Origin of the sequence: Pseudoalteromonas sp. TAE56, from assembly GCF_000497955.1 — a bacterium.
Taxonomy (GTDB): domain Bacteria; phylum Pseudomonadota; class Gammaproteobacteria; order Enterobacterales; family Alteromonadaceae; genus Pseudoalteromonas.
On record NZ_AUTN01000137.1, the window covers coordinates 1 to 23,945 of the forward strand.

Annotated in this window: 27 protein-coding genes and 3 pseudogenes; 5 read left to right on the top strand and 25 right to left on the bottom strand. The window is 38.9% G+C overall.

Translation table 11 applies throughout. The annotated features are described in order from the left end of the window. The 4 genes and pseudogenes from L656_RS0116150 to L656_RS0116165 all read left to right on the top strand — a co-directional run. On the top strand, positions 1 to 1,495 hold a 1,495-nt coding region (locus tag L656_RS0116150; RefSeq protein ID WP_024599977.1), incomplete at its 5' end, for a gamma-glutamyltransferase family protein. After that, positions 1,483 to 2,307, top strand: coding sequence for a sulfite exporter TauE/SafE family protein (locus tag L656_RS0116155; protein ID WP_024599978.1), 825 nt, complete (start codon positions 1,483 to 1,485; stop codon positions 2,305 to 2,307). The genes L656_RS0116150 and L656_RS0116155, both read left to right, overlap by 13 nt. A gap of 3 nt (positions 2,308 to 2,310) precedes the next feature. Further along, a pseudogene (locus tag L656_RS01000000122360) lies at positions 2,311 to 3,542 on the top strand (pyridoxal-phosphate-dependent aminotransferase family protein). A 14-nt stretch (positions 3,543 to 3,556) separates the two neighbouring features. Continuing rightward, positions 3,557 to 4,840, top strand: a complete 1,284-nt coding sequence (locus L656_RS0116165; protein ID WP_024599979.1) for an allantoate amidohydrolase — start codon at positions 3,557 to 3,559, stop codon at positions 4,838 to 4,840. Positions 4,841 to 4,967: 127 nt separating this feature from the next. Here the strand turns inward: L656_RS0116165 and L656_RS0116170 are convergent, their stop codons facing one another. The 18 genes and pseudogenes from L656_RS0116170 to L656_RS0116255 form a co-directional block, all read right to left on the bottom strand. After that, positions 4,968 to 5,270, bottom strand: coding sequence for a hypothetical protein (locus L656_RS0116170; protein WP_024599980.1), 303 nt, complete (start codon positions 5,268 to 5,270; stop codon positions 4,968 to 4,970). 44 nt (positions 5,271 to 5,314) lie between these two features. Continuing rightward, entirely contained in the window at positions 5,315 to 5,563 is a 249-nt protein-coding gene (locus L656_RS0116175) for a DUF1272 domain-containing protein (protein ID WP_024599981.1), read from the bottom strand. Beyond that, positions 5,557 to 5,919, bottom strand: a complete 363-nt coding sequence (locus L656_RS0116180) for a 2OG-Fe(II) oxygenase (protein ID WP_024599982.1) — start codon at positions 5,917 to 5,919, stop codon at positions 5,557 to 5,559. Before L656_RS0116180 ends, L656_RS0116175 begins: the two co-directional genes overlap by 7 nt. A 226-nt stretch (positions 5,920 to 6,145) precedes the next feature. Beyond that, complete coding sequence (locus L656_RS0116185; RefSeq protein WP_024599983.1) at positions 6,146 to 7,684, bottom strand: glucan biosynthesis protein; 1,539 nt, start codon at positions 7,682 to 7,684, stop codon at positions 6,146 to 6,148. A gap of 350 nt (positions 7,685 to 8,034) precedes the next feature. Then, a complete protein-coding gene (locus L656_RS0116190; RefSeq protein ID WP_024599984.1) occupies positions 8,035 to 8,268 on the bottom strand; it encodes a hypothetical protein in 234 nt (77 codons plus the stop codon). 159 nt (positions 8,269 to 8,427) lie between these two features. Then, on the bottom strand, positions 8,428 to 8,697 hold the full coding sequence (locus L656_RS0116195) for a hypothetical protein (RefSeq protein ID WP_024599985.1): 270 nt from the start codon (positions 8,695 to 8,697) through the stop codon (positions 8,428 to 8,430). Then, positions 8,698 to 9,015, bottom strand: a complete 318-nt coding sequence (locus L656_RS0116200) for a hypothetical protein (RefSeq protein ID WP_024599986.1) — start codon at positions 9,013 to 9,015, stop codon at positions 8,698 to 8,700. A gap of 87 nt (positions 9,016 to 9,102) precedes the next feature. Further along, positions 9,103 to 9,327, bottom strand: a complete 225-nt coding sequence (locus tag L656_RS0116205; protein WP_024599987.1) for a hypothetical protein — start codon at positions 9,325 to 9,327, stop codon at positions 9,103 to 9,105. A 122-nt stretch (positions 9,328 to 9,449) separates the two neighbouring features. Further along, on the bottom strand, positions 9,450 to 9,938 hold the full coding sequence (locus L656_RS01000000122365; RefSeq protein WP_241763444.1) for a hypothetical protein: 489 nt from the start codon (positions 9,936 to 9,938) through the stop codon (positions 9,450 to 9,452). Positions 9,939 to 10,047: 109 nt separating this feature from the next. After that, positions 10,048 to 10,440, bottom strand: a complete 393-nt coding sequence (locus tag L656_RS0116220) for a hypothetical protein (RefSeq protein WP_241763445.1) — start codon at positions 10,438 to 10,440, stop codon at positions 10,048 to 10,050. 254 nt (positions 10,441 to 10,694) lie between these two features. Continuing rightward, complete coding sequence (locus tag L656_RS1000000122630) at positions 10,695 to 11,042, bottom strand: hypothetical protein (RefSeq protein ID WP_024599989.1); 348 nt, start codon at positions 11,040 to 11,042, stop codon at positions 10,695 to 10,697. A gap of 215 nt (positions 11,043 to 11,257) precedes the next feature. Beyond that, positions 11,258 to 11,518 (bottom strand): annotated as a pseudogene (locus tag L656_RS1000000123725) (hypothetical protein); the annotation flags it as partial. A gap of 104 nt (positions 11,519 to 11,622) precedes the next feature. Further along, positions 11,623 to 12,024 carry a hypothetical protein gene (locus L656_RS0116230; protein WP_241763446.1) on the bottom strand — a complete coding sequence of 134 codons (402 nt, stop codon included), beginning with the start codon at positions 12,022 to 12,024 and terminating at the stop codon, positions 11,623 to 11,625. A gap of 166 nt (positions 12,025 to 12,190) precedes the next feature. Next, entirely contained in the window at positions 12,191 to 12,595 is a 405-nt protein-coding gene (locus L656_RS0116235; RefSeq protein WP_024599991.1) for a GNAT family N-acetyltransferase, read from the bottom strand. Between the two features lie 67 nt (positions 12,596 to 12,662). Further along, positions 12,663 to 13,046, bottom strand: coding sequence for a hypothetical protein (locus L656_RS0116240; protein ID WP_024599992.1), 384 nt, complete (start codon positions 13,044 to 13,046; stop codon positions 12,663 to 12,665). A gap of 99 nt (positions 13,047 to 13,145) precedes the next feature. Next, a complete protein-coding gene (locus tag L656_RS0116245) occupies positions 13,146 to 13,829 on the bottom strand; it encodes a hypothetical protein (protein WP_024599993.1) in 684 nt (227 codons plus the stop codon). A gap of 548 nt (positions 13,830 to 14,377) precedes the next feature. Further along, the gene (locus L656_RS0116250; protein ID WP_024599994.1) at positions 14,378 to 14,629 is read right to left on the bottom strand and encodes a Rho-binding antiterminator; all 252 of its coding nucleotides are present in this window, start codon (positions 14,627 to 14,629) and stop codon (positions 14,378 to 14,380) included. Between the two features lie 17 nt (positions 14,630 to 14,646). Continuing rightward, positions 14,647 to 15,486, bottom strand: a complete 840-nt coding sequence (locus L656_RS0116255) for a DUF417 family protein (protein ID WP_024599995.1) — start codon at positions 15,484 to 15,486, stop codon at positions 14,647 to 14,649. A 284-nt stretch (positions 15,487 to 15,770) separates the two neighbouring features. On the opposite strand from L656_RS0116255, the gene L656_RS0116260 reads away from it, so the two are divergent. Continuing rightward, positions 15,771 to 17,237 (top strand): DASS family sodium-coupled anion symporter, encoded by a 1,467-nt coding sequence (locus tag L656_RS0116260; RefSeq protein WP_024599996.1) that lies wholly within the window; start codon positions 15,771 to 15,773, stop codon positions 17,235 to 17,237. 219 nt (positions 17,238 to 17,456) lie between these two features. Here L656_RS0116260 and L656_RS0116265 read toward each other — a convergent pair whose 3' ends face one another. The 7 genes and pseudogenes from L656_RS0116265 to L656_RS0116300 form a co-directional block, all read right to left on the bottom strand. After that, a complete protein-coding gene (locus L656_RS0116265; RefSeq protein ID WP_004334621.1) occupies positions 17,457 to 18,092 on the bottom strand; it encodes a trimeric intracellular cation channel family protein in 636 nt (211 codons plus the stop codon). A gap of 261 nt (positions 18,093 to 18,353) precedes the next feature. Then, a complete protein-coding gene (locus L656_RS0116270) occupies positions 18,354 to 18,662 on the bottom strand; it encodes a hypothetical protein (RefSeq protein WP_050581877.1) in 309 nt (102 codons plus the stop codon). A gap of 110 nt (positions 18,663 to 18,772) precedes the next feature. After that, positions 18,773 to 19,369, bottom strand: a complete 597-nt coding sequence (locus L656_RS0116275; protein WP_024599998.1) for an RDD family protein — start codon at positions 19,367 to 19,369, stop codon at positions 18,773 to 18,775. A gap of 855 nt (positions 19,370 to 20,224) precedes the next feature. Beyond that, complete coding sequence (locus L656_RS0116285) at positions 20,225 to 21,601, bottom strand: uracil-xanthine permease family protein (protein WP_029750908.1); 1,377 nt, start codon at positions 21,599 to 21,601, stop codon at positions 20,225 to 20,227. Positions 21,602 to 21,675: 74 nt separating this feature from the next. Then, on the bottom strand, positions 21,676 to 22,683 hold the full coding sequence (locus L656_RS0116290) for a BMP family ABC transporter substrate-binding protein (protein WP_024600001.1): 1,008 nt from the start codon (positions 22,681 to 22,683) through the stop codon (positions 21,676 to 21,678). A 72-nt stretch (positions 22,684 to 22,755) separates the two neighbouring features. Further along, complete coding sequence (locus L656_RS0116295) at positions 22,756 to 23,682, bottom strand: ABC transporter permease (protein WP_024600002.1); 927 nt, start codon at positions 23,680 to 23,682, stop codon at positions 22,756 to 22,758. A gap of 3 nt (positions 23,683 to 23,685) precedes the next feature. Continuing rightward, positions 23,686 to 23,945: pseudogene (locus L656_RS0116300) on the bottom strand (ABC transporter permease); the annotation flags it as partial.

The following is a 23,945-nucleotide window of genomic DNA, read 5'->3' on the forward strand; positions in this document are numbered from 1 at the left end:
GGCCGCTGCTATCAGCGTTGTATATCCACATATGAACTCAATTGGTGGCGATAGCTTTTGGCTTATCGATAACCCAAACCAAAAAACGCCCACTGCTATTGACGCCTGCGGCCGAGCTGCAAGTAATACAAGTGCTTATAACACGCTCACACAAATACCAGAGCGCGGCGGACTAAGCGCATTGACTCAAGCGGGTACAATACGCGGTTGGCAAAAAGCCCTTGAGCTAGATGAACACGCAGCACTACCTCTGTCAAAAATTTTAGCGCCCGCCATTGCACTTGCTCGCGAGGGCTTTACCGTTACAAAAAGCTTGCAAGCAGGCTGCGAAAAGCTAGCTGCTGCAAATAATACCAATGACGCGTTTAAAAGCCTCTATATACCCAATGGTAAGCCCTTGCAAGCAGGTCAGCATTTTAAAAACCCTAAACTTGCAGCAACATTTGAACACTTAGCAAAACAGGGTTTAAACGCATTTTATGAAGGTGCACTTGCTAACTCATTTGCCGCCGACTTAGCAAAAGCAGGTAGCTCAATTACCGTAAGTGATATTGCAAATACTAAAGCCGAGGTCGTTACTGCGCTAAATGCAAACTTATCAGGTATTGATTGCTATAACTTACCCGCACCAACACAAGGCGTGCATTCACTGCAAATAATTGGTGCCGTAAATAAACTAAAACACAAAGCTAAAACCGATGCCGACTGGATGCATTTAATTGTTGAGGCAACCAAACAAAGCTTTACCCATCGCCCTACTCTTTGGGCTGACCCTGAAGTATTAGGAGACGATTATAAAAACGCACTAACCGATAATCGCTTAAGCCAACTTGCTAATAATATTGATATGACCAAAGCCAAAAAATGGCCTTTTAGCGCAGAGCCTGGCGATACCGTGTGGATGGCAGCTAGAGATAAAAACGGCCAATTAGTCAGCTTTATTCAAAGTATTTATTGGGAATTTGGCAGCGGAATATTAATGAGCGAAGGCGGTTTTGTGTGGAATAACCGTGGTTTAAGCTTTAGTTTAAACAATGAAGGTATTGATGCGGATAACAATATTAACGCCCTTGCGCCAAATAAAAAGCCGGCTCATACACTTAACCCAGCAATGGCAAAGTTTAGCGATGGTCGTCGCCTTGCCTACGGCACTATGGGCGGTGAAGGGCAACCACAAACCCAAGCCGCTGTTTTTGCAGGCTACGCGTGGCGAAATAAATCAATAGAGCAAGCAATTAGCGACCCTCGTTGGTTGCTTGGACGCACATGGGGCGATACAAGTACAAATTTAAAAATTGAAAAAGAGTTAGTTTTTCATATAGAACATGAATTAAATCAACGTGACCACGATTGGGTAAGCGTTGATAATAATAACGAAATGATGGGGCACGCTGGGGCTATTTTAGATACACCTACAAGCCTTGAAGCAGCAACAGATCCTCGTTCAGATGGACGTGCAACCGTAACTACAGCAGGAACACAATGTCAGAAATAATAAACCAATGGCCAATAGTAGTAGCCTTAATAGCAACCGGTATTTTTGCCGGAATTTTAGCAGGACTTTTTGGTGTAGGCGGCGGTATTGTTATCGTACCTGTGCTGTATTTTTTACTGCAAGGCTTTGGCGTAAGCCCTGAGTCGGCAATGATGATAGCCACAGCTACATCACTTGCAACCATAGTACCTACTTCGCTTTCATCTATTCGCTCGCATCATAGCAAAGGCAATATTGACCTTGCGCTAATAAAATACTGGGCACCGTTTATATTAGTTATGGCGGTAGTCGGTAGTATTATTGCTCATACCGTTCGCGGTAACGCATTAGTGCTCATGTTTGCCTGCATTGCTATTTTAGTCAGTTTAAACATGTTATTTAGAGCCGGCGCACCCGCACTTGTAAACCAACTACCAGGTAAATTTGGGCAAGGCATTATGGCAAGTATTGTAGGCGGTTTATCAGTAATGATTGGCATAGGCGGCGGTACTATTGGCGTACCTATGCTTAACGCATTTAATGTACGTGCCCACGTTGCAGTAGGTACTGCGGCCGTTTTTGGCTTATTGATTGCGCTACCTGGCGTAATTACCTTATTAAGTATTGGCACAACGCCAACCGATGCTCCCCTAGGTACGTGGGGGTTAGTTAACCTCCCTGCCTTTTTTCTTATTATTCCGCTAACTATTTTATTTGCGCCTATTGGCGTAAAAATTGGTAGCAAGCTGGATCAAAAACAACTAAAACGCGCTTTTGCCGTTGTCTTAATGATAACCGGCATTCGCATGCTTATTCAGACTCTGGGAGCCTAAAATATGTTTAATAACACGCAAGTTCAAACCTTAAACCCACCACAGCGTTTATTAATGGGACCAGGCCCTATTAATGCAGATCCTCGTGTTTTACGTGCTATGTCGGCGCAACTTATAGGTCAATACGACCCAGTAATGACCGGCTTTATGAACGAAACTATGGCGCGTTACCGCGAAATTTTTAAAACTAAAAACGAATGGACCATGCTAATAGATGGCACATCGCGCGCAGGGATTGAAGCCGTATTATGCTCAATTTTACGCCCAGGCGATAAAGTACTAGTGCCAATTATGGGGCGCTTTGGCCACCTACTTGCTGAAATAGCAGAACGCGTTGGTGCAAAGGTGCACACAATAGACGTACCGTGGGGCGAAGTATTTACGCCAGAACAAATCGAAAAAGCCATTGTTGATGTAAAACCCCATGTACTTGCCATGGTACAAGGTGATACATCCACCACCATGAACCAACCTCTTGAGTATATTGGCGATATTTGCCAAAAGCACGATGTACTATTTTATTGCGATGCCACCGCATCGATTGTAGGTAACGATTTACCCGCCGATGAATGGAAACTTGATGCACTTTCGGTTGGCCTGCAAAAATGTTTAGGCGGTCCTTCTGGTTCAGCGCCATTAACGCTTAGTGATAAATGCGCCGAGTGGATCCAAAAACGTAAAAAGGTAGAAGCAGGCATTCGCACAGCCGATCATACCGACGGCACAGAGCCCTTTGTGCGCTCCAACTATTTTGATTTAGGTATGATCATGAATTACTGGGGCGAGGAGCGCCTAAATCATCATACCGAAGCCACCAGCATGTTGTATTGCGCCTCAGAATGCGCCCGCATAGTCATTGAAGAAGGCGTAGATAACTGCGTAGCGCGTCACAAACTACACGGCGATGCAATGCTAACAGGCATTCAAGCATTAGGCTTAAATGTATTTGGCGATTTAACACATAAAATGAACAACGTACTAGGAGTGTATATACCCGAGGGCATTAATGCCGACCACGTACGCGGGCAAATGCTAACCGATTTTGGAATAGAAATTGGCACCTCGTTTGGACCGCTGCATGGCAAAATTTGGCGTATTGGCACTATGGGCTACAACGCCCGAAAAGACACCGTACTACAAACATTGGCAAGTTTAGACGCTTGCCTACATGCCAACGGTTACAAAGGTCCTAAAGGCGAAGCNCCGCCATTGCCGCCCTTGCTCACTATAAATAAAAAAAGGATTTAGCATGACGATTGTAAGCCCACAACACAGCCCTTTATTAGATAAAGAACTTGCTGATGAATACGCAACACGCGCTTTATCTCGCTGTAAAACCCTCAGCGCACTATCGCAAATGCAAGATGGTATTCACCGCGTGTACTTATCAAAAGAGCACAAAGAGTGTAACGCTGTTACTGCATCATGGATGGAAGAGGCAGGCATGCAGTCGTGGCAAGACGAAGTGGGTAACCTTTGGGGGCGACTAAAGTCGTCAAACCCCCATGCTAAACGTTTAATTATAGGGTCGCACCTCGACACCGTACCAAACGCAGGAGCGTTTGATGGTATTTTAGGTGTACTACTGGGAATAGAAATAGCCGCGCTTGCAAATAAACTAGAGCTCGACCTGCCCTTTCATTTAGATGTAGTGGGCTTTTGCGATGAAGAAGGCACCCGCTTTGCCACTACTTTAATTGGCTCAAAAGCACTCGCTAACGAATTTGACCCACAGTGGCTAAACATTGAAGATACAAACGGCATAACTATGCGCCAAGCCATGCTCGACTTTGGCTTAAATCCCAACAACTACGCAAAAGCCGCACTAAATAAAAGCGAGTTACTAGGTTACTGGGAAACTCATATAGAGCAAGGTCCTGTACTCGAATCGGTTAATCAGGCGTTAGGCGTTGTAACTGCAATCGCAGGAGCAAAACGCGCCATGCTTACCCTAACAGGCCAAAGCGGTCATGCGGGTACAACCCCAATGAACTTGAGGCAGGATTCACTAGCAGGCTGCGCTGAATTAGTAACCGAAATTGAAAAACTAGCAAGTAATGCTAAAAATGGCGAAGTTGCCACCGTAGGGCAAATACAGTCTCGCCCTGGGGCTACAAACGTGATTGCAGGTAAAACAACCATAAGCCTAGACGCACGCGCACAAAGCGACACCGATCTCGCTAACTTACTAAGCGCCATACAAAGCAGCGCTCAATCTATAGCAAGCAAACGCAATTTAATACTCAATTGGCAATGGACTCATGCCGCCGGTGCCGTTGCGTGCGACACCACTATTCAGCATTTGTTTTCAAGCGCATGTAAACTCAACAACCAAGCATCGCCTTCACTTGCCTCTGGCGCAGGGCACGATGCAATGGCAATCGCTCCAATTTGCCCCGTTGGCATGTTGTTTATACGCAGCCCTGGCGGTATAAGCCATCACCCAGCAGAAGCGGTTATAGACGGCGATGTGACAAAGGCACTCAGTGTAATGTACAGCGCGCTTTTACTTTATGTGAAAGAGTGTGAGTGATTTTAAGGTAATCGAGTAAACCAAGTATATTAACTTGGTATGCTTTGGAATTAAAACCTCCTAAAGTCATTGGGAGGTTGTTACTGAACCCAGAAAAACGCAGGAATATACGTTATTTAAAGTAGCTTTATCGAGCTGCCCTTTGCTCCTTTAGGCTAAGGCGTTTATGTGAGCTATATACATGTTGAATATTTTTATCATTGACCAAATATGCATCCATTTCAACAGTAATTAGCCCCGATAATGGCTTGATTTCAAGAATACCCAACTCACCTAGATTTGCAGATAGTAAAGTATTATTCCTAAATGCGAACAAAGTTTTGTCAGTATCTCGTAAGTCACCATTCACGTATAATTTAGCACCACTAAACCAAGCGTTAATTATTTTAACTTTGATTGACTTAACGGTAAATTCAAAGGATTTTCTCATCAGTTCTCCATATTCAGAAAATGTAATTACTATACTTTATGTTCTTATGTGTTTGGCGCACAAACACTTTCTTTTAATACCCGCTTAGTCGATGCTGGGTAATTTTCTAGTGCAGCCAAAGGGCGAATTGGCCGCTGAACCAAATTACCTGAGCAGTTTGGGCACACGTTATTTAACAGCGTTTGGGCACAGCCAAAACAAAATGTGCATTCAAATGAACAAATAAAAGCCTCTGTGGACTGTGCAGGTAGATTCTTATCACAACATTCACAATTAGGTCTTAAATCTAGCATTTAGAGTTCCTTTTTATCCACCCAATGCTGAGTAAATATCTATTACCTTTTATGACTTTTGATACCTGATGCTCACTTACATCAGGGCGGAAAAGCTTAATTCGCTTTGTTTCAAATATAGGATTACTGCAAATAAACTCACCACCCAAATCTGCTTTTTTAAGCACTATATTCAATCGATAGTGTTTACCAGATTCAACTTTGTCTGTGTGTGGTGCTATTTCACTCCCTTGTGGGAACTTAAGCAAATATGTATCAAATTTAATTGGCCACGTAGCACCACAAATCAACATTTTATCGTAGCCTGATTTTTGCCTGCCTCGCTCCCAGCAAAATAATTTACTCAAAAAAAACATACAATCCCTCAAAACAGCTAACAAACAGCAAGTTAACTCGTTTTTTATTTATTTTTATTGATAAATAAACCATAGCCGAGTTCATATTTTGGTTCAATCGTTTACTGTATTTTACGTGGGATATAAAAGGGAGTTTTAATGGTGTTTTGATTGGCGCTTTAAAAGACATTATGGTGGCTATAATTGATTAGTAAATCAAAATATAGCCACCCTATTTATTTAAAGCTTATTTAATAGTTACCTTTGCATCACTTACCCAAGTTTCGGTTATAGCTTCATCATTTTTATCAACTAAATACGCGCGTATGTTTACCGGATTATTGTTAGCTTGTTTGTAGTCAAACGCTAATCGCCATTGGTTTGTACCAACTACCGGATAAACCCCAATAGGCTCTAGTATTTCACCGTTGCTGGCTTCAACAATCGGCTTTATACCACTTTTGTTATCTAAGCCTTTAAATACAGGGCCTTCAAAATCAATCACCATTTTGTTAACGCCTTCAGGAATAGGCTGGCCAGGAATTCCGCCTAAGCCTTGGCGAGTATTAACAACGCTTGCAAGTGTTTTTGATTTTGGATCGAGTGGACGCCACTCAATATCATAAGAAAATGTAAACTCATCACCTTTACGCGCCTCTTTTTCGGGCACCCAATAGGCAACAATGTTGTCAAACGTTTCATCTTTTGTTGGAATCTCTATTAACTGAACGGCCCCTTTTCCCCAGTCACCAGTAGGTTTTATCCACGCTGATGAGCGCTTATTATAAAATACGCCATCGTCTTGGTAGTTATTAAAGTCACGATCTCTTTGAATTAAGCCAAACCCTTTTGGGTTCTCATCAATAAAGCTATTGGTCGAAACCGACTGAGGATTATTTAATGGGCGCCAAACGTATTGACCCGATCCGGTGTGAATCGCCAGGCCATCGCTGTCGTGAATTTCTGGGCGCCAATCTTTGGCAGTTGTTTTATCTTTTTGTGAGTACCAATACATACTGGTTAGCGGTGCTACGCCTAAGCGTTCAACATCGGCGCGCATATACAAATTAGCCGTTACAGAGGTGATGTGCCCTTTAGCTTCTTTGTTATCTTTGCTTAAACCAAATCGATAAGCACCAGTGATAGAAGGCCCTTCAAGCAATGCCCAAACAGACACACTTTCACCTTTTTTCTCTGCAGGACCAATCCAAAATGCAGAAAAACGCGGAAATTCTTCTGGCTGATTCATACCCGTATTAATCGCGATACCTCGAGCCGACAGTCCATATTGCCCCTCTGGCCCGTCGGTACGAAAATAAGACGCGCCTAAAAAAGATATCCAATCTGGTTTCATATCTGGCCGCATTATTCTAAAGCCTGCAAATCCAAATCCTTCAGGGAGGTCGTGAGCTGGGCTGTCATCAGGCATATCAAAAAAATCATTACTAAAAGGTACATTTTGTACCTGATTTTTATCGTCTCTGATGTAAATACTTACTGGCTCAGGAAAATATCGCCCAGGATAAAATAATTGTACAGGTGCCTTTTTTCCACTTGGATATAAAGTTTCATCTTCTTTAAAGCGTATTTTCCAGTGTTCGTCATAGGTAATTTTATCGATTAACTCCGGCGCTGGCACCTTAGTTGGCGTATAGGGCTTTTCGGCTGAGGCTTTTGCCAGCGCTTTTAAGTCTTCGAATGAAAACTCCGTTTTATCTACTGTTTCCGTCGCGTAAGACGACATCGAAGTGCTAAAAATAACTGCGATAAATAACTTTAATTTCATAAAAAGAATGTCCAATAAATTGAGTCAAATAAAAATGGGAACGCTGCACGAACGTATGTTTAACTTAAAGTTCTGTATGGATATTACGTGACGTAATATGAACTAGCGTTTACTAAGGTATTGTTATTTGACTACAAGTCTTTCCATAATTAATTTGTTTTTACGGGAATTGGTTTTAAGGGAAATTGCGCGCGTTTAATGATATCGCTGAAGTGAAATAAGCGGGGATAGCGCAGTTTATTATTAGATCGCTGGTATTCAAATGGATAAGGGTTGTATTTAGGTGGTGGAAAACGAAGAGGCTCACCACTTTTAAAACTTGCAATTAATGGCTGAATTTTACTTGGCCCTCACTTCAGGGCATGTTTTGAAGTTAATTTTTCAATGGCATTTTTAGCTTCTTTCAAACTTACACCATGAACAGATCTATAATATTTTATTGCTCTAACTTTATGACCTGATTTTAAAGCAACAATAACATCACCTTCAGTTATGCTGCCATGCTTAGGTATTGAGTTACCAAATATTAATATAAATAAAACTGCAATAACCGCTAAAACACCCCAAATATATTCAATTTCCATAAATATCCTCGATGTTCGAAAAATAACGAGCCTCTAGGTTAACCCGTCTTTTGTTTACTTTTATAAATAAATAAACCATAGCTGAGTTCCTATTTTATTCAATCAGTTATGCATAAATTTTCAAAAGCGGCTCTGGTAATAATTCAAAAGCCTGTCATCTCAATTCGATATATCGGCATTATTTTTTGTTTGATTTATACCAATAAGGATTTTCTCCAAATAAGTAAAAGTAAGCATTATTGCTAACTGTAGGCAAACAAAAATAATAATGGAGAACGGTGAACTTGATAGCATACTTTGTGTTGTTTTTTCTGAAGTGGCGGCCAAGTAAAAATCAACATAGGTCAAAAGTAAAAATAAGCCCGAGACATAAAGTACAACTTTAACTTTTGCACTGCGTAGTTTTGAAACCACTTCATCATTAGTCATTTAAAACGCCTTTAACTGTATTATTTTTTTAAGACGTTTTTTAATGACCTTTTGCTCGCAATAAAGCCCGATCAAACCACCAACAGCAATTGAAGCCACAACCAACAACCAATATAAAGAGCTGTTAGATGCCTGAATACCCGAAATATAAAGGTATAAGTTAAACGGGATAATAAAAAATAAGCTACCTAATACTTTAATGAATTCCCTAAAAAGCTCTGTATCAGACTTTGCTTTGTCGATATGCGAGTTAATAGTCTCATTTGATATCTCGTTTAGCTCTGGGTATGTCTTTTGTAACCAATTTAAATAATTCAATTATGCATCCTTGTATTTTTATATCTAGTGCTGCCTTAAATAGGCAAAATATATTTGTAAAAATAAGCATTATGGCAGCAAAGCGAACTACTTTTTGTTCTTGGTTAATTTATTGCTAACCTCATATTTAGCTTTACCTTGGTTTGCACGTAAACCTGCAAAATAAGTTACAGCAGCTATAGGTAAGCAAATAAAACCGTATGCTTTAAAGCTTTCTAAAAAACCATTTTCCTCGCTTATAATGCCACCAAATAAAACCCCAAGAATGGTAGGCAATAAAATAGCTGCAGCTGCGTATATAAATTTTTTCATTCTTCAATCCTTTTATGATTAGTAATTTTGTTTGTAATGATGCTCACCAAGAGCAAAATGTATTTTTATCTTATTTTAATTATTCTTATTGGCTACTGGTTAAATAACCTTTCGCATTTTATTTAATAACTCGTAGCATGCTTTATACAACAGTATTTCCATGTCTTCGTTATGGTACAAAGGACCCCAACGAAAAAGCCTCTTAAGCTAAATTTTTTAGCTATGAATTCGCGCCACGTAACAGATTTAGAAACGCTGAACGTTTTAATCGTCTTATTGTGTTTAATGTTATACAAGCGCGATACTAACTTAACTTTTGGTCGCCAAAATAGCGGAATAATAGCTGTATCAAAATCTATAGTGAATGCATCACCACCATGCAAAGTAACTATAACAACATCTAAACCAATATCTGACTTTTTAGGCTCTTTAATAGACGAAATACTGTGAAGACAAAAAATATCTTCAAGCTTCTTGTGCATATGATCTTGTAGTGAATCGCCCGTTATATAAAAAAACGACTCTACCTTAGAAAAATGGCTGTTATTAGCTACAGCTAACGATCCCAAATAAACATTTGGCTTTTCAGAGCTAAACCAATCGAATAGCAAATTTAAATTCCTTTTTTACTTATGCCGAATAAATAGGCCGTAAGGTTGTTATCTAAGGTTAGGATGAAGGAGCAAAAACCAGCTTTTTTTGTTCTGCTTTACGGTTTATTTATTTACGCTCAACTCTTTTACGACGTAATTGAATACCAAGTAATGTCCCTAATAAAACAGCAATAACATGCAGCAAAGCCGAAACCAAATATACTAAAGGCTCCATTGATATCTCTAATAAAATGTATAGTAAAGCACCGACACTTAGATCAATAAACCAATAAACCGCCATAACTAAAAAGGCTTGTTTATAGGGACTCACTGTTTGCTTATAGCCTAAGTAACAATACACGATTAAAAAGGTTACAAATCCGAGGACGTAATGAGTAAAATTGTATGATGTACTTTGAATCATTTCATCAAAGCCAACGATCAACGTTGCTATTGTTGATAAAGCAACTAGCAATAAATACAAGCCTACTGAAAAGAGTACAATCCTAGAGTATTTCACGAGAATCCTTTAGCAATACAACGAGGCTGTAAAATCACTTCTATAGCCAAATTCAATTAATTAGTTTCTTTAATTAACTCTAAGCACTTTAATACAATGTGTAATAAATGTATTACCCATTAAACAGGCTGTTTTCTTAAAAAGAGTAATTCTACAATCTCAACGCCCGCATAAGGGGCTGATAATAACTTGTCGTAATATGTAGTAAAGACAACTAAACAAAAAGTTAGTAGCCGCTTTGCTTAAACCGCTTATTAACAGTTTATTTCAACCGTTTCCGCATTTCTAAATATATTTTTTGCTTGCTCAAATATAGGTTTAGCTAATTTATTCTTAGGCGCCCAAATATCTATCGCATTACCACTGTTATTGAATAAAGTTACATAATTTCCAGCTAATTGAATTTTAGTAACAAAAGATTTAGAAATAGTTTTACCATACTTTTTATGTAACCTAGCTTTAGGCAAGTGCGAAATAAACACGTGATCGCCCATATCAATTAAAACCTTTTCAGGATCGTAAAACTTTGAACCAAAACTAAAGTAAAGAGAGATTGCACTAATGATAAAACAAAATAATATTACCCAATCCATTAATTGCATGTCGAATTTCCTTAAACTACTAACGAGCCTGTAACTTAACTCGTTTTTATTTTTTATTGATGAACAAACCATAGCTGAGTTCCTATTTTGGTTCAATCGATTACTGTACTTTTACGCAGAATATAAAAAGAGTTTGGTGTTGTTTTAATTGGCGTTTTGGAAGGAGTTACGAGTGCTTGAGTGTCTTTATTTTAGGTTAAAAGGGCTTTCCCTTTTCAGTACATCGTGTTTTGCAGCTTTTCTATATTATGAACAGGGCAATACAGTTGCCATTGCGTAAAATAAAGGCATTCACATTCGTTTTACCCTGTAAGGTCAATTTATTCATATCTTTATTGACCGTATTATTCCGATTTTTATTTAAAGGAAAGCAGACTTAACAAAGCCGAGTTGTTTACCATTTTTTAATAAAAATTGTTGTCGTCTATCGGGTTACCTATTACTACTTTCATCTTGTCAACGTAGCTCAGCTTTTTTGCGTGATACACTTTCATGGATTCAACCTAACTCACTGCTATCATTAATTATTTCCGTAAAGTTAGAATGGGAGTCATCCTAACTTATTTCGTTAATGGTTTTGTTATGTAACGTCACCGTCAAGTCCAAATTTTTTCCTGTTCAAAACTAGCGCTGCCAGCAGAGTTACACCTAACACCGTACCAACAGGGAACATGAAGAGTAACAATGTTGAATATATTATTAGTGCCCAAAAAAGCCACTCAGTTCGATAGTTTAAGCCCACAACGGAAAATGTTAAAAAGCAAAGCGCAACTAAAAATAAGATGAACCCTGTTACTGTAGATAAAGCTGTTGATGACATTTCTTCTTGTGATATTTTAGGTTCATTATTTCCAAACAGCGTTATCTCTTGAAATGAAGAGGACATAATTAAATACGAATCAACAATTCCCCAAAGTGGTGCCCAGAAAAGCAATAATCCCAAAACTGCGACGTATTTCCCTATAGTTTCCTTGTTCATCATCTCTCCTCACGTAGTTACATAACGAGCCTGAAGATTAACTCGTTTTTTATTTGTTTTTATTGATAAATAAACCATAGCTGAGTTCCTATTTTGGTTCAATCGATTACCGTACTTTTACGCAGAATATAAAAAGAGTTTGGTGTTGTTATATGCCGCTTTAAACTAACTATAAAGCAACTTCCATTTTAAAGTAAGAAACATCAGCCTTATAAAAACGTTCCCCGTATGGCTGCATGCCGAAACGCTGATAGAAACTTAAAGCTGATTCTCTAGCATCACACCAAAAAAAATTTACAACCGTATTATTAAGAGAGTGAAGAATAAACTTTAGCATTTGAGAGCCAATGCCTTGCCCTTGATAATCAGTTTTAGTAGCAAACTTACGTAGGCGAGCTTTATCTGATTTTATGTATACGGAGGCAACACAAACAAGCTCGTCATTAACAAAGGCACCAAAATGCATTGCGTCATGATCGCCATCAACATGGCAATATTCAGGAGGTTTGTTTGGCCAAAGAACACTTTGTCGAAGCGGGATTGTTTGCTCCCAGGAAATATTGCGAATTTCCATATGATTTTGCAGAGCCCCCATAGGCTTATAACGAGCCTGTAGATTAACTCGTTTGTTATTTGTTTTGTTAGGATACGCGTACTACCACTGGCTCTTTGTGTGTGATGACATGAATAAAGTCCATACCTGTCATTACTGAATAATGCTTGAGACCCCAATTTGGCCTAGTATCCATGACTAAAGTTTTATGACCAACATAGTCCAATAGCGAAGACTGAGAATAAACACCCACGATTCCAGAGTCTCTATACTTGTGATAATCGTTGAAATGATCACATTCATCGTAAAGTGCAAAATACTGAACATCATTAAATGAAATCAAATAATCAACAACTTTATCTTCATCAATCTTTGTTGATAGTGTTAGCGTCAGTAACTGATCTCTATAGCTAAGATTATCCATATACCAATTCTGGTAACTTTTAGCGATGTCATCGATGCTACTAATCATGAAAGTATCCTAACACCGCAATATGCGGACTAAAATGGTTAGCTATACTTAGTGGGCACAAACAAAAGCCAACTGTTTTTGTTCCGTTTAATTGCATAGTTAGAGCTCAGCTACCGAGTAACATTCATTGTGATCATACTTTATTACATTTTGAATAAATTTAAACGCTTCAAAAAAACTAGGACCATAATAAGACACTGAATTGATCTGTGAGTCAAAATGTGTTTTATTTCTGCGAGACTTTAGGCTTTCAAGCCCCCTTTTGATGGTATCGCTAGGATTAAGAAGTTTTAGGTATTTATCTGATGTTAATAGTGATGCGTTGAGTGAATTCGGTCTAAAAACTGTCCCTACCGTAACTTCACTAATATTAATCGGCTTCCTTTTTTGTTTATTTCCCAAGCTCTTCGTTTTACTTTTATCTTTATCTATATCTATAACATGAACAACAAAACCCCTTCTTAGCAAGCAGGAATTAATATATTGTTCAAACGCTGCAAACATTATTAAGTCATCAGCAAATCCGTTATAGCATTTAGACCTTTTCACTCCGACCTCAAACAACTTAAATGAATTCTCTTCGAATGTTCCTACCCCATTGTTCAGCTCTTTATCTTGCTTTCTAAATTCTGAATCTAGGTTTTCCATCTCTAAAACCTTTCCATATATGTCCGCTTTTTTCAGCAACCTGTATGCATTGTTCAATGCAATTAATCCTGCGGATTTAAGAACACTTTCATCTTGACTAATATACGCTTTATGAATTTCTTCGTGATTAGGCAAAGTTACCTCCTAAAACAATACTACGTGAGCTATGACAACTTATCGAACTACACTTTGAGAGTTATACCCCCCAAAACGGCGTTTATTACATAGCTCAATAATTCCACTAAATAACTTTAATGTAAACAAGTGATTAGGCATGTTATAAAAAGGCCTTTGTTATTTTGCACCAAAACGACTTTTGATAATGTTATTGGACAAAATTAAAATAGCTGCTTATATAAACAGTTGGTTCTGTCAGTTAGCTTTATTTATGTAGCTACCTTTTACGATCATAATTAACAAACGCACAAAAACCAAACGCCATATACGGGCATATAAAGGCTTACTTATTACAGAATTAGCATTTTTATACGCTTTAATAGCTGGCGTTTAGCCTTATTCGGTGGAAAAACTCGAGTAAAGAACAAAAGAAAGTAATAGGAAAATTTTGGCTTTATGTATTTAGCGCGTAATTAGCTAAAGCATTAGTTAGATAAGCGAGCCTTAACATATTAATGATACAGGCTCGCTGAGGTGCTTATGATAAAAACGAATGAGTGAGGTGTTTACTTTACATCAAAGTTCACGTGGTCAAAGTATGGATTTTTCTCATGCGCTTTAAGTATACTAATTGTAGTGAGCACAATGAGTTGCAACTCGCTATTTACGCTAACAACTATGCATTCGTCTCTATTAGCATTGCGCTTTGTGTCAGTTGCTATCCCGCATACACCATCGCCTTTTTTTAATATAAGCTCAATGCTTAAATGGTGCATACAGGCAATTTCGATGTAGTCGTATTGGTTGCAACTGATCATAAAATCCCTCTTTTATATTATTTAGCCGGTTTAAAAATCATTAAAAAAGCAATAACAACAAGGTTGGCTATATACCAAAGATCTTTAATTACAAACTGCCCTAAGCGTTCCAGTAAAGTGGAAGAGCTAAATGCACCGGTTGCAGTAATTAAGAATGTTTGGGTCATCATAAATACGCTTAAACACGCTAAGCCACTTACAATAATTAGCTTTTTATTCTTTAAAAATAGCCCTAAGCCCAATAACACAGCAAATAATACATCAAACCCGCCAATCACGTTAGATGTACCTTGTACGCTAAATACCGTGTATAACCATGACATAAACGGTGAGGTTTCTACTAAACTTACAATGCCTTTTGCTTCAAACTCGTAAAACTTCATGCCGCCGATCCACAGTAAAACCATAGCAACCGGTATAAAGTTTAAAAGTACGTGTTGTTTGTCGGTAAGTTTGTCTTTATAAAATAAAAACAAATATAAAGGCACTACAGCAAAGTATTTAATTATGCCCTGCCCGCTACCAATGATTGGAAAGCCGCCTAGTTGCGCCATCCAACGGTTGCTGGCAAATAAGGTAAGTAATGCAACTAAACTTATAATTGCTGCAAGTAAAAGTGCTGGCGTAGGTTTCATTAGTTTAAAACGAGCGAGCACGGTGGCAAACGCTAAAGCAATCATAAATGAGCCACTAATTAAACCTAACGCAGATACAGACATTAGCGAATCAACGCCGTAAAAACTAAACGTAGCCGTTAACGTATTAGGGTTTGCTCCTAACGCAAACGACAAGCCAAGTAACAAAAAGCTACTCGCTAATAAAAAAGTAATCACGTTGTTGGTTAGTTTTAAGTTCATTGTATTTCCAAGTATTCGTTAAGACTTACAAAGACCTTACGAACCTATAAAACAATTCAAGCTAACTCTTAAAAAATAAGAGTTGATTAAGCACAACGTAAGCTCTCATCGGGTAACTTAATTATTCATTTAGTTTATGGTTTATTACCTCTTTATTAATAAAATTAAATAAGTTTAATTTTCATATGATGTGCGTCATCTTTTTTATTATTAAATGAAGTAGAATAACGTTGCCTTTTCAATACACTGAATGCATGCATTTCTAAAACTTAGGGACATTTTTAATGAAAGGTAGTGATATTCGAGTTACCTCTGGACTGATTTCTATAGCCATTGTTTTATTACTTTGGTTTGCTGTACCGCCTCCGCAAGGTGTTACCGAAAACGCATGGCATTTGCTCGCTTTATTTATTGGTACTGTAGTTGCCATTATTGGTAAAGCAATGCCTATCGGCGCCATTGCTATTTTAGCTATTACCTCTGTTGCATTAACGGGCGTAACTAATGACAGCCCATCCGGCGCTATTAAAGATGCATTAAGTGGCTTTTCTAATTCATTAATTTGGCTGATTGGTATTGCTATTATTATATCTCGGGGGTTAGCTAAAACCGGTTTAGGTAATCGTATTGGCTATAATTTCATTTCTTTTTTTGGTAAAAAAACTATTGGTATTGGCTATGCACTCGCGCTGTCTGAACTTGTTATAGCGCCTGTGACGCCAAGTAATACCGCGCGAGGCGGCGCTATTATTCACCCAATTATGAAGTCGATAGCAACAAGCTTTGGCTCGTCTCCTGAGGAGGGCACATCTCGTAAAATTGGGCACTACCTTGCTTTAGTTAGCTACCATATAAACCCTATTACATCAGCTATGTTTATTACCGCCACGGCTCCTAACCCTCTAATTGTAAAGCTTATTGCAGATGCTACTGGTGCAAATATTAGTATTACTTGGGGTACGTGGGCGCTGGCAGCGCTTGTTCCTGGTTTGCTATGTATTGCCCTTGTGCCTTTGGTTGTTTATGCCATTTACCCACCTGAAGTGAAAAGTACACCCGATGCTAAAACCTACGCAGAATCTAAATTAACTGAAATGGGCCCAATGAGTTATGGCGAAAAAATAATGGTGGGTGTTTTTGCTATGCTGCTTGTTTTATGGGCCGGCGTACCCGCAATGATTTTAGGAGCTGAGTACGCGGTTAATACTACCGCAGTGGCTTTTTTAGGTTTGTCGGTTTTATTAGTAACGGGTGTATTAAGCTGGGACGATGTACTTAAAGAAAAGTCTGCGTGGGATACCGTTGTTTGGTTTTCAGCATTAGTAATGATGGCCACTTTTTTAAATAAACTAGGTTTGGTAACGTGGTTTTCAACACTTGTTGAGAGCAATATTGCGCAACTGGGCTTTGACTGGATTGTATCGGCCATTATATTGGTAGCGGTGTATTTTTACGCTCATTACTTTTTTGCCAGTACTACAGCACATATTACTGCTATGTTTGCCGCATTTTACGCCGCAGGTTTAGCGCTTGGCGCTCCACCTTTATTTTTAGGTTTACTGTTAGCTGGCGCTTCATCACTGATGATGTCGTTAACGCATTACGCAACAGGCACATCCCCTATCGTGTTTGGCTCAGGCTATGTATCATTAAAAGACTGGTGGGTAATGGGCCTTATAATGAGTATTATTAATTTAAGTGTATGGGGAATTATTGGCGGGCTTTGGTGGAAGGCACTTGGGTATTGGTAGTACTGTAAAGATAGTAATGTCTTTGTTAATTTAACCAGCATGTTTAACTCTATGCGCTTGTTTTAGTTGTATCTAATTAAAAGCGCTATAGCCCTAAAAATATAAACATTAGGGCTATTATTAGGAAGCATTAAAACTTTATAAACGACTGGGTTTTACCATTCTTGATGAAGATAATTACGCGTACCGCATGCAAACACGGGCAACTCGTAGCTAAAATTAGTCGCTTTGATCTCTGAAGTCTTTTTTTCTGAAAATAGTTAAATGCCACCCCCAATGCAAAGAGCCTAATCTTAAAAAAATAGTCGTGAAAAATGACCCTAAAATACACCAAATGTAATCTACATTAAGGCTAAATAAAGCGGCATAAACTGCACCACCCGCTAAACACGCAGAGGCGTAAGGTTCGCTGCGCATAACCGTTGGCACCTCACGGCAAATTACATCACGTATTAAACCACCAAATATGCCTGTAGTAATACCCATGGTAATCGCGACCACCATGCCGGAGCCATTAATGAGTGCTTTCTCTATCCCCATAATATTAAATAGCGCCATACCAACAGCGTCTACCAATAAAAAGTAGTAGTTATTAACGCGCGGTAAGTATCGAATAAATGCAATTGTTGCTATAACGGCCCCATAGGTTGAATATAAATACTCTGGGGTAGCAATCCAAAATACCGGTTTGTTTAAAAGTATATCTCTAAGGGTACCGCCCCCTAATGCTGTAACGGTTGCAACCACTACTACGCCAAAGCCACTAATGTTTTTTTCATACCCAAGCAATGCCCCTGCAACAGCAAAAAATGCGACACCGAGTAACCCTAGTACCATAAAGTATTCTGCAGTCATGGTAATTCCTTTTTAAAATTCATAAGGGGTTGTATCAACTTACGTGCCAAAAAGCATCCCTTAAAATTTGAATTAACTTTAAAAAATACATTTAAAAACAACGCTGTAATTTACACTGAATGCAGTTTAAGGTTAGGTTTTATGAAAAGTAATACTTGAGAAGGTAATTATTTTAAAAGTAGGTATTTTTTACACGTTGTTTATAAGCAGGCCCTAAAATTAAACTAGCCTTATTTTTCAACTCAAAATAAGCGAGATAGCCTACAAAAATTGATAAAAACGTAAATCATCAATCAAGTCAGGGGCTGATATTTCTATGTCTCGGTAAGTCGCGTCTCTAAATTTAAACCTTAAGGTATGCTCAAACCGCTTCGTTTGGCAATAAAGTACTTCTTCTAGCTCAGACACCTTTATATTTATACCAAGTAATTTAAATTCACCATTCGCAATATCAATAGCTTGTGATTGCTTATTATTTGTAGATAGCCATTCAATAACCACTCCTAAAGAAGATAATCCAAACAAATATAAAAACTGATGCAATAAAGGTTTTTCGTTAATTACTTCCATGTAAAATAGCAAAATGACAATAAATAATGCTGATAAAGCCAAACTGTAGATTATTTTAAACCCGGGTAATTTTTTTTGCCTAGGCAAAGTTGCCATAATTAATATCCTGATTAATCTACATAGCTCACTTTTGTTCCCGCGAAATGATCATGTAAACATCGTTTATCTTTTCCAAATATAAATAATGGATTAACAAAACCAGCTATAAACTGACCTACCGAAGGGACAAGTGATAAGAGTTGCATAGAAAGCATGCGTTTAAAGTAAATTGTAGTAAAGCTAGCTTGTGTACCATCTAAATTTTCAATACGGATAGACATTAAAGATTTACCAATTGTTTGTCCGCGTTGGTACATAAGGTAACCATGAAGCACTAACGTGCTTAATATGCCATAACCTAGCAAACCTCCAGATAAAGTAAGTGTTGGTTGGCTTAAATTATCAAACCCTACGAGCATGAATACAGGAATAAAACAAACAACACCTAAAATGCCATCCATAATAGCAGCCACTAGCCTATCTGAGCGCGTTGCTTTTTCTCCTGCTAATTTTGATACAATATTTTCAGGTGGGCTCTGTGCTTCTCGCGTTTTAATTAAGTCGTCTATTTCTTTTGCTCGTTCTGGGTAGGTTTCGCGATCGATAGCTCTCGCTGATGAGTAAAGCTCATCTAAAGTGTAGGTAGAAAAGTCTATTTCAGAGTCCATGAAAACAAAATCCATATAGTGTTATTAAAAAGTAATTTAACACAACTAATTTAAGCTATTCAATTATTTAAGATTATCAAATAAAAAAGCTACTAAAAAGTAGCCTTTAATTATTAATTAAATACCATTCAATTAGCTGTTAAAAATGCCATTTAACCAACAGGTTTGGGTTGTGCTCTGTTTGACCATCTACACCAAATTTATTTTTCCAATATACATACTCAATACCCACATCAAGGCGGCCTGTATCTAAGCCGAGCATAGGTGCAATGTTGTATTTAATCTGTGAGGTAAAGTTAAAGCCGCCTTCACTTTTACCAAACATTGTGTCGGTGCTATCTACGATATCTAAAAAGCCATCGTATCTAAAGTTACCTTTGTTATAGCCCCATGTGACTGTTATTTGGTTATTATCTTCACGCTCTATACCTATTTCATCTTGAAAACGACGATAATAAGCCACATTAAAATACTGAAAGCCAGGTACATCAAGTGATATACCGCCCCCTAATAAATAGTTATTTTGATTCGTATCTCCCGAGCCANGCTTGTAAAGAGTAGGGTTTATGTTTAGCTCCCCATACACTTCATCGGGATTACTTAGTCTATCCATAAAAAAGAACGTACTGCCCCAAGTATGGCCCGATGCATGCTCAATGGTTACCACACTTCTGTCGTCTTCCTCCCCTGAAAATGGCTCTAGGTAGTCGGCTCCTGTCATTGCGGTAATACTAAAATCAGACCAAAGCTCTTTAGCCGATACACCTGTAGAGCACATTGTAATTGCAGTTACGAACGCTATATTTTTTATTATTTTGATTTTCATTGTTAATCCCTTTAATGATTTTTATTAGTTTAGTTAAGATGATCTGTACTTGCTGAGTAATTCTCTGGTAGTACCAACGTCATTATTATTGCGGTGATACCCGATACCGTCACTGCGCTACCAAATATAGCGGTAACTAACTTAGGTGCGTTTGCAAACAACTCTGGTACAAAACTAACACCTAGCCCGAGCCCTAAACTCACTGCAATAATAAGTAGGCTTCTGCGATTTATTTTTTCGCTTGCGAGTATTTTTACGCCCGCGGCGGCAACGGTGCCAAACATTACAAGCGTTGCACCGCCCAAAACAGGTTTAGGTATATTTTGTAATACAGCACCAATCACAGGAAACAAACCAAGAATGATTAAAATACTGCCGATCCACAGGCCTATATGTCTGCTGGCAACACCGGTTAGCTGAATAACGCCGTTGTTCTGACTAAAAGTAGTATTAGGAAAAGTGTTAAATAAGGCGGCAATCATCGAGTTAACACCATCACCTAAAATACCACCACGAATACGTGCTAAGTAACTAGGTCCTGTAACAGGTAGCTTAGAAACAGCACAATTGGCAGTGATATCACCAGTCGATTCAATTGCAGTAATAAGGTATAAAAAGCCAAAGGCTATGAGTGCACCAAAATCAACATTAAAGCCGTATTTAAAGGGCAGTGGGATGGCAATTAAATCAAATTCACCTAATTTGAATTTAGCGATACCTAATACAAAGGCTAGTAGCCAGCCAAGTATCATTGCAACTACGACAGCCGTTAGCCTTACCCATTGATTTTTACTGGCATTAAGCAGCACTACTAAAGCAACAACCGAGAAACCAACAATTAAGTTACTCGTTGAAGCAAATTTTTCAGGCATATTAGTAAGTAACCATTGCCCGCCGCCTATATCAGTCATGCCTACTTTAATTAGGTAAATACCAATAGTGGTGATCACCACACCAGTGACTACTGGCTTTATTACTTTGCCTAATTTACTAATAAAAAAACTAATAAATACTTCAACAAAAGCAGCTAAAAAGCACACGGCAAATATAGTGGCAAGGACTTCGTCATTATTGCCACCCGTTGCTTTAACGGTAAAGCCTGTCGCTAAAATAGTTCCTAAAAAGGCAAAGCTTGTACCTTGCACACATATCAATCCTGACCCCACCGGGCCAACACGCCGCGCTTGTATAACCGTGCCCACACCAGATACAAATAATGCCATACTAATTAAATAAGGTATTTCGCTGCCAAGGCCTAGCACCCCACCAATAATAAGCGTGGGCGTAATAATGCCAACAAAGCTTGCTAGTACATGTTGCAAGCCTGCAAAAAATGATTCTGTTGCGCCTGGGGTGTCATCAACCGCATATATAATATCGTCAGACGAGCTTGTATTTATTGACATATAAACCTCTACGTTTTGCGAGTTAGCCACTGTATTTGTCTAAGTGACCAACTCATTGTTATTGCGTTAACGGCTTATTTAAGCTGCCCTTCAACGCCCTCAACATAAAAGTCCATACCCAACAACGTTTTGTCGTCTATTGTTTTACCCGCCTCAATAACCAGCTCACCTTGCTGATTTTTTATAGGGCCAGTAAATGGATGGAATTCACCTTTACCAATTTTGTCTGAAATCGCGTTCACTTCGCTCACAACATCACTTGGAATGTCTTTACTTAGCGGCGCTAAGCGAGTCATACCTGAGCCTATACCTTTCCATATATCTTGCGATTGCCATTTATCGTCAAGTACCTGCTGTACACGGTCTGCGTAAAATTCATCCCAATGATGAACCGCCGCNCCAGCGGCTTCAGCTGCTTGCAATGGTGCAGGCGAATCAGTATGTTGAGTTATAATATCAACGCCTTGATCTATAAGGCTATCGGCAGCCTCTCGCTCTTTACCCGGATCAAACCAGCTATTAACCCACACTACTTTTACTTTTGCATTAGGCTTAACTGAGCGCAGGCCAAGCGTAAATGCATTTATACCGCGTATTACCTCCGGAATAGGAAACGCAGCAATATACCCAATACTGTCGGTTTTACTCATGTGCCCTGCAATAACACCTGTTAGGTAGCGTCCTTCGTAAATGCGATCAAAGTAAGTGCTTACGTTTTTTGCGCGTTTATAGCCTGTAGCATGCTCAAACTTTACATTAGGAAACCGTTTAGCCACTTTAAGTGTTGGGTTCATGTAGCCAAACGACGTTGTAAATATTAAATCGTGCCCGCTTTTGGCTAGTTGCGTAATAACACGCTCAGCATCGGCTCCTTCTGGTACGCTTTCAACAAAAGTAGTTTCTATTTTGTCGCCAAATTTGTCTTCTAGATACTGCCGGCTTACATCGTGTGTATACGTCCAACCGGCCTCACCAATTGGACTTACATATACAAAGCCTACTTTTACGTTATCTTTTGCAGTAGCTGATGCGCTTATGCACAAGCTCAATGCAACCCCGAGTGTTGTTATAAGTTTTTTCATTGTTATTCTCCGTGTTATATTTTTAATATCCTGTTGAAGCAGGTGATTTACCTTATTGATTTTGTAATTAATTTAATGACCCTTGTGCCAAGGTTTACCTAGCCACATGGGTTCGTACATTTTTAGCTTTTGTTTATTTTTACTGAGCATAATCAGTACAATAAGTGTTGCACCATAAGGCAGCATGGCTAATAAGTTAGAATCAACCGCTAAACCGAACGCTTGTGCAACTAAGTGCATAATGCTGGCAAAGCCAAATAAATAAGCGCCAAGCATTACGCGCTCAATACGCCAGCTTGCAAATACCACGAGCGCAAGGGCTATCCAACCTCGCCCTGCCGTCATGTTTTGAGTCCAAAGTGGTGTATAAGCCAACGACAAGTAAGCGCCCGCAATACCAGCCAGTGCGCCGCCAAACATAACGGCTAAATAACGTGTACGCATTACAGGTAAACCTAAGTTATTACCCACACTTGGGTTTTCACCAATAGCCCGTACTGCAAGCCCTGCTCTGTGGTATTTAAAAAACAAATACGCACCAAGCACTAAACTCCAACTTAAATACACAATGGCGTCTTGCGAAAATAGCGCTTTGCCTAATACCGGAATATGCTCAAACCCTGCAATTGCTAAAGTAGGTAACGCGTTAATGGTTTTTCCTTCATAGTCGGCACCTAAAAATGCCGAAAGGCCAGTACCAAAAATAGTCAGCGCCAAACCTGCAGCCACTTGGCTAGCATTTAAATTAAGCGCTACAAAAGCGAAAATAAGTGAGGCCATAACACCAACCAAAGCTGCTACCGTAAAACCAATAAATAGGTTGTCGCATTGGTACATGGTTATAAACCCTGCCACCGCGCCTAAAAGCATCATGCCTTCTTGCCCTAAATTTAAGGTGCCGCTTTTTTCGCATACCATTTCACCCAGCGCCACCAGCAATAAGGGGGTGCCTGTACGAATAGTGGCGTATAAAATATTAGTAATTACATCTAAATCCATAATTTAAGACTCCTGTGCAATATGTATTGGCTGCGCTTTTTGTTGTTTAAATGGCAGCGAAAATCTAAGGCGATAAGTAATAAGCACATCGCACGAGAGTAAATAAAACAGCATTAACCCCTGAAAAATACCGGTAATGGCGTTTGGTAAACCCATGTTAATTTGCGCAAGCTCACCTCCCATATAAATAAGCCCCATTAGTAGGCCCGCAAACGTAATTCCTACTGGGTGCAATCGCCCTAAAAAAGCAACAATAATGGCGG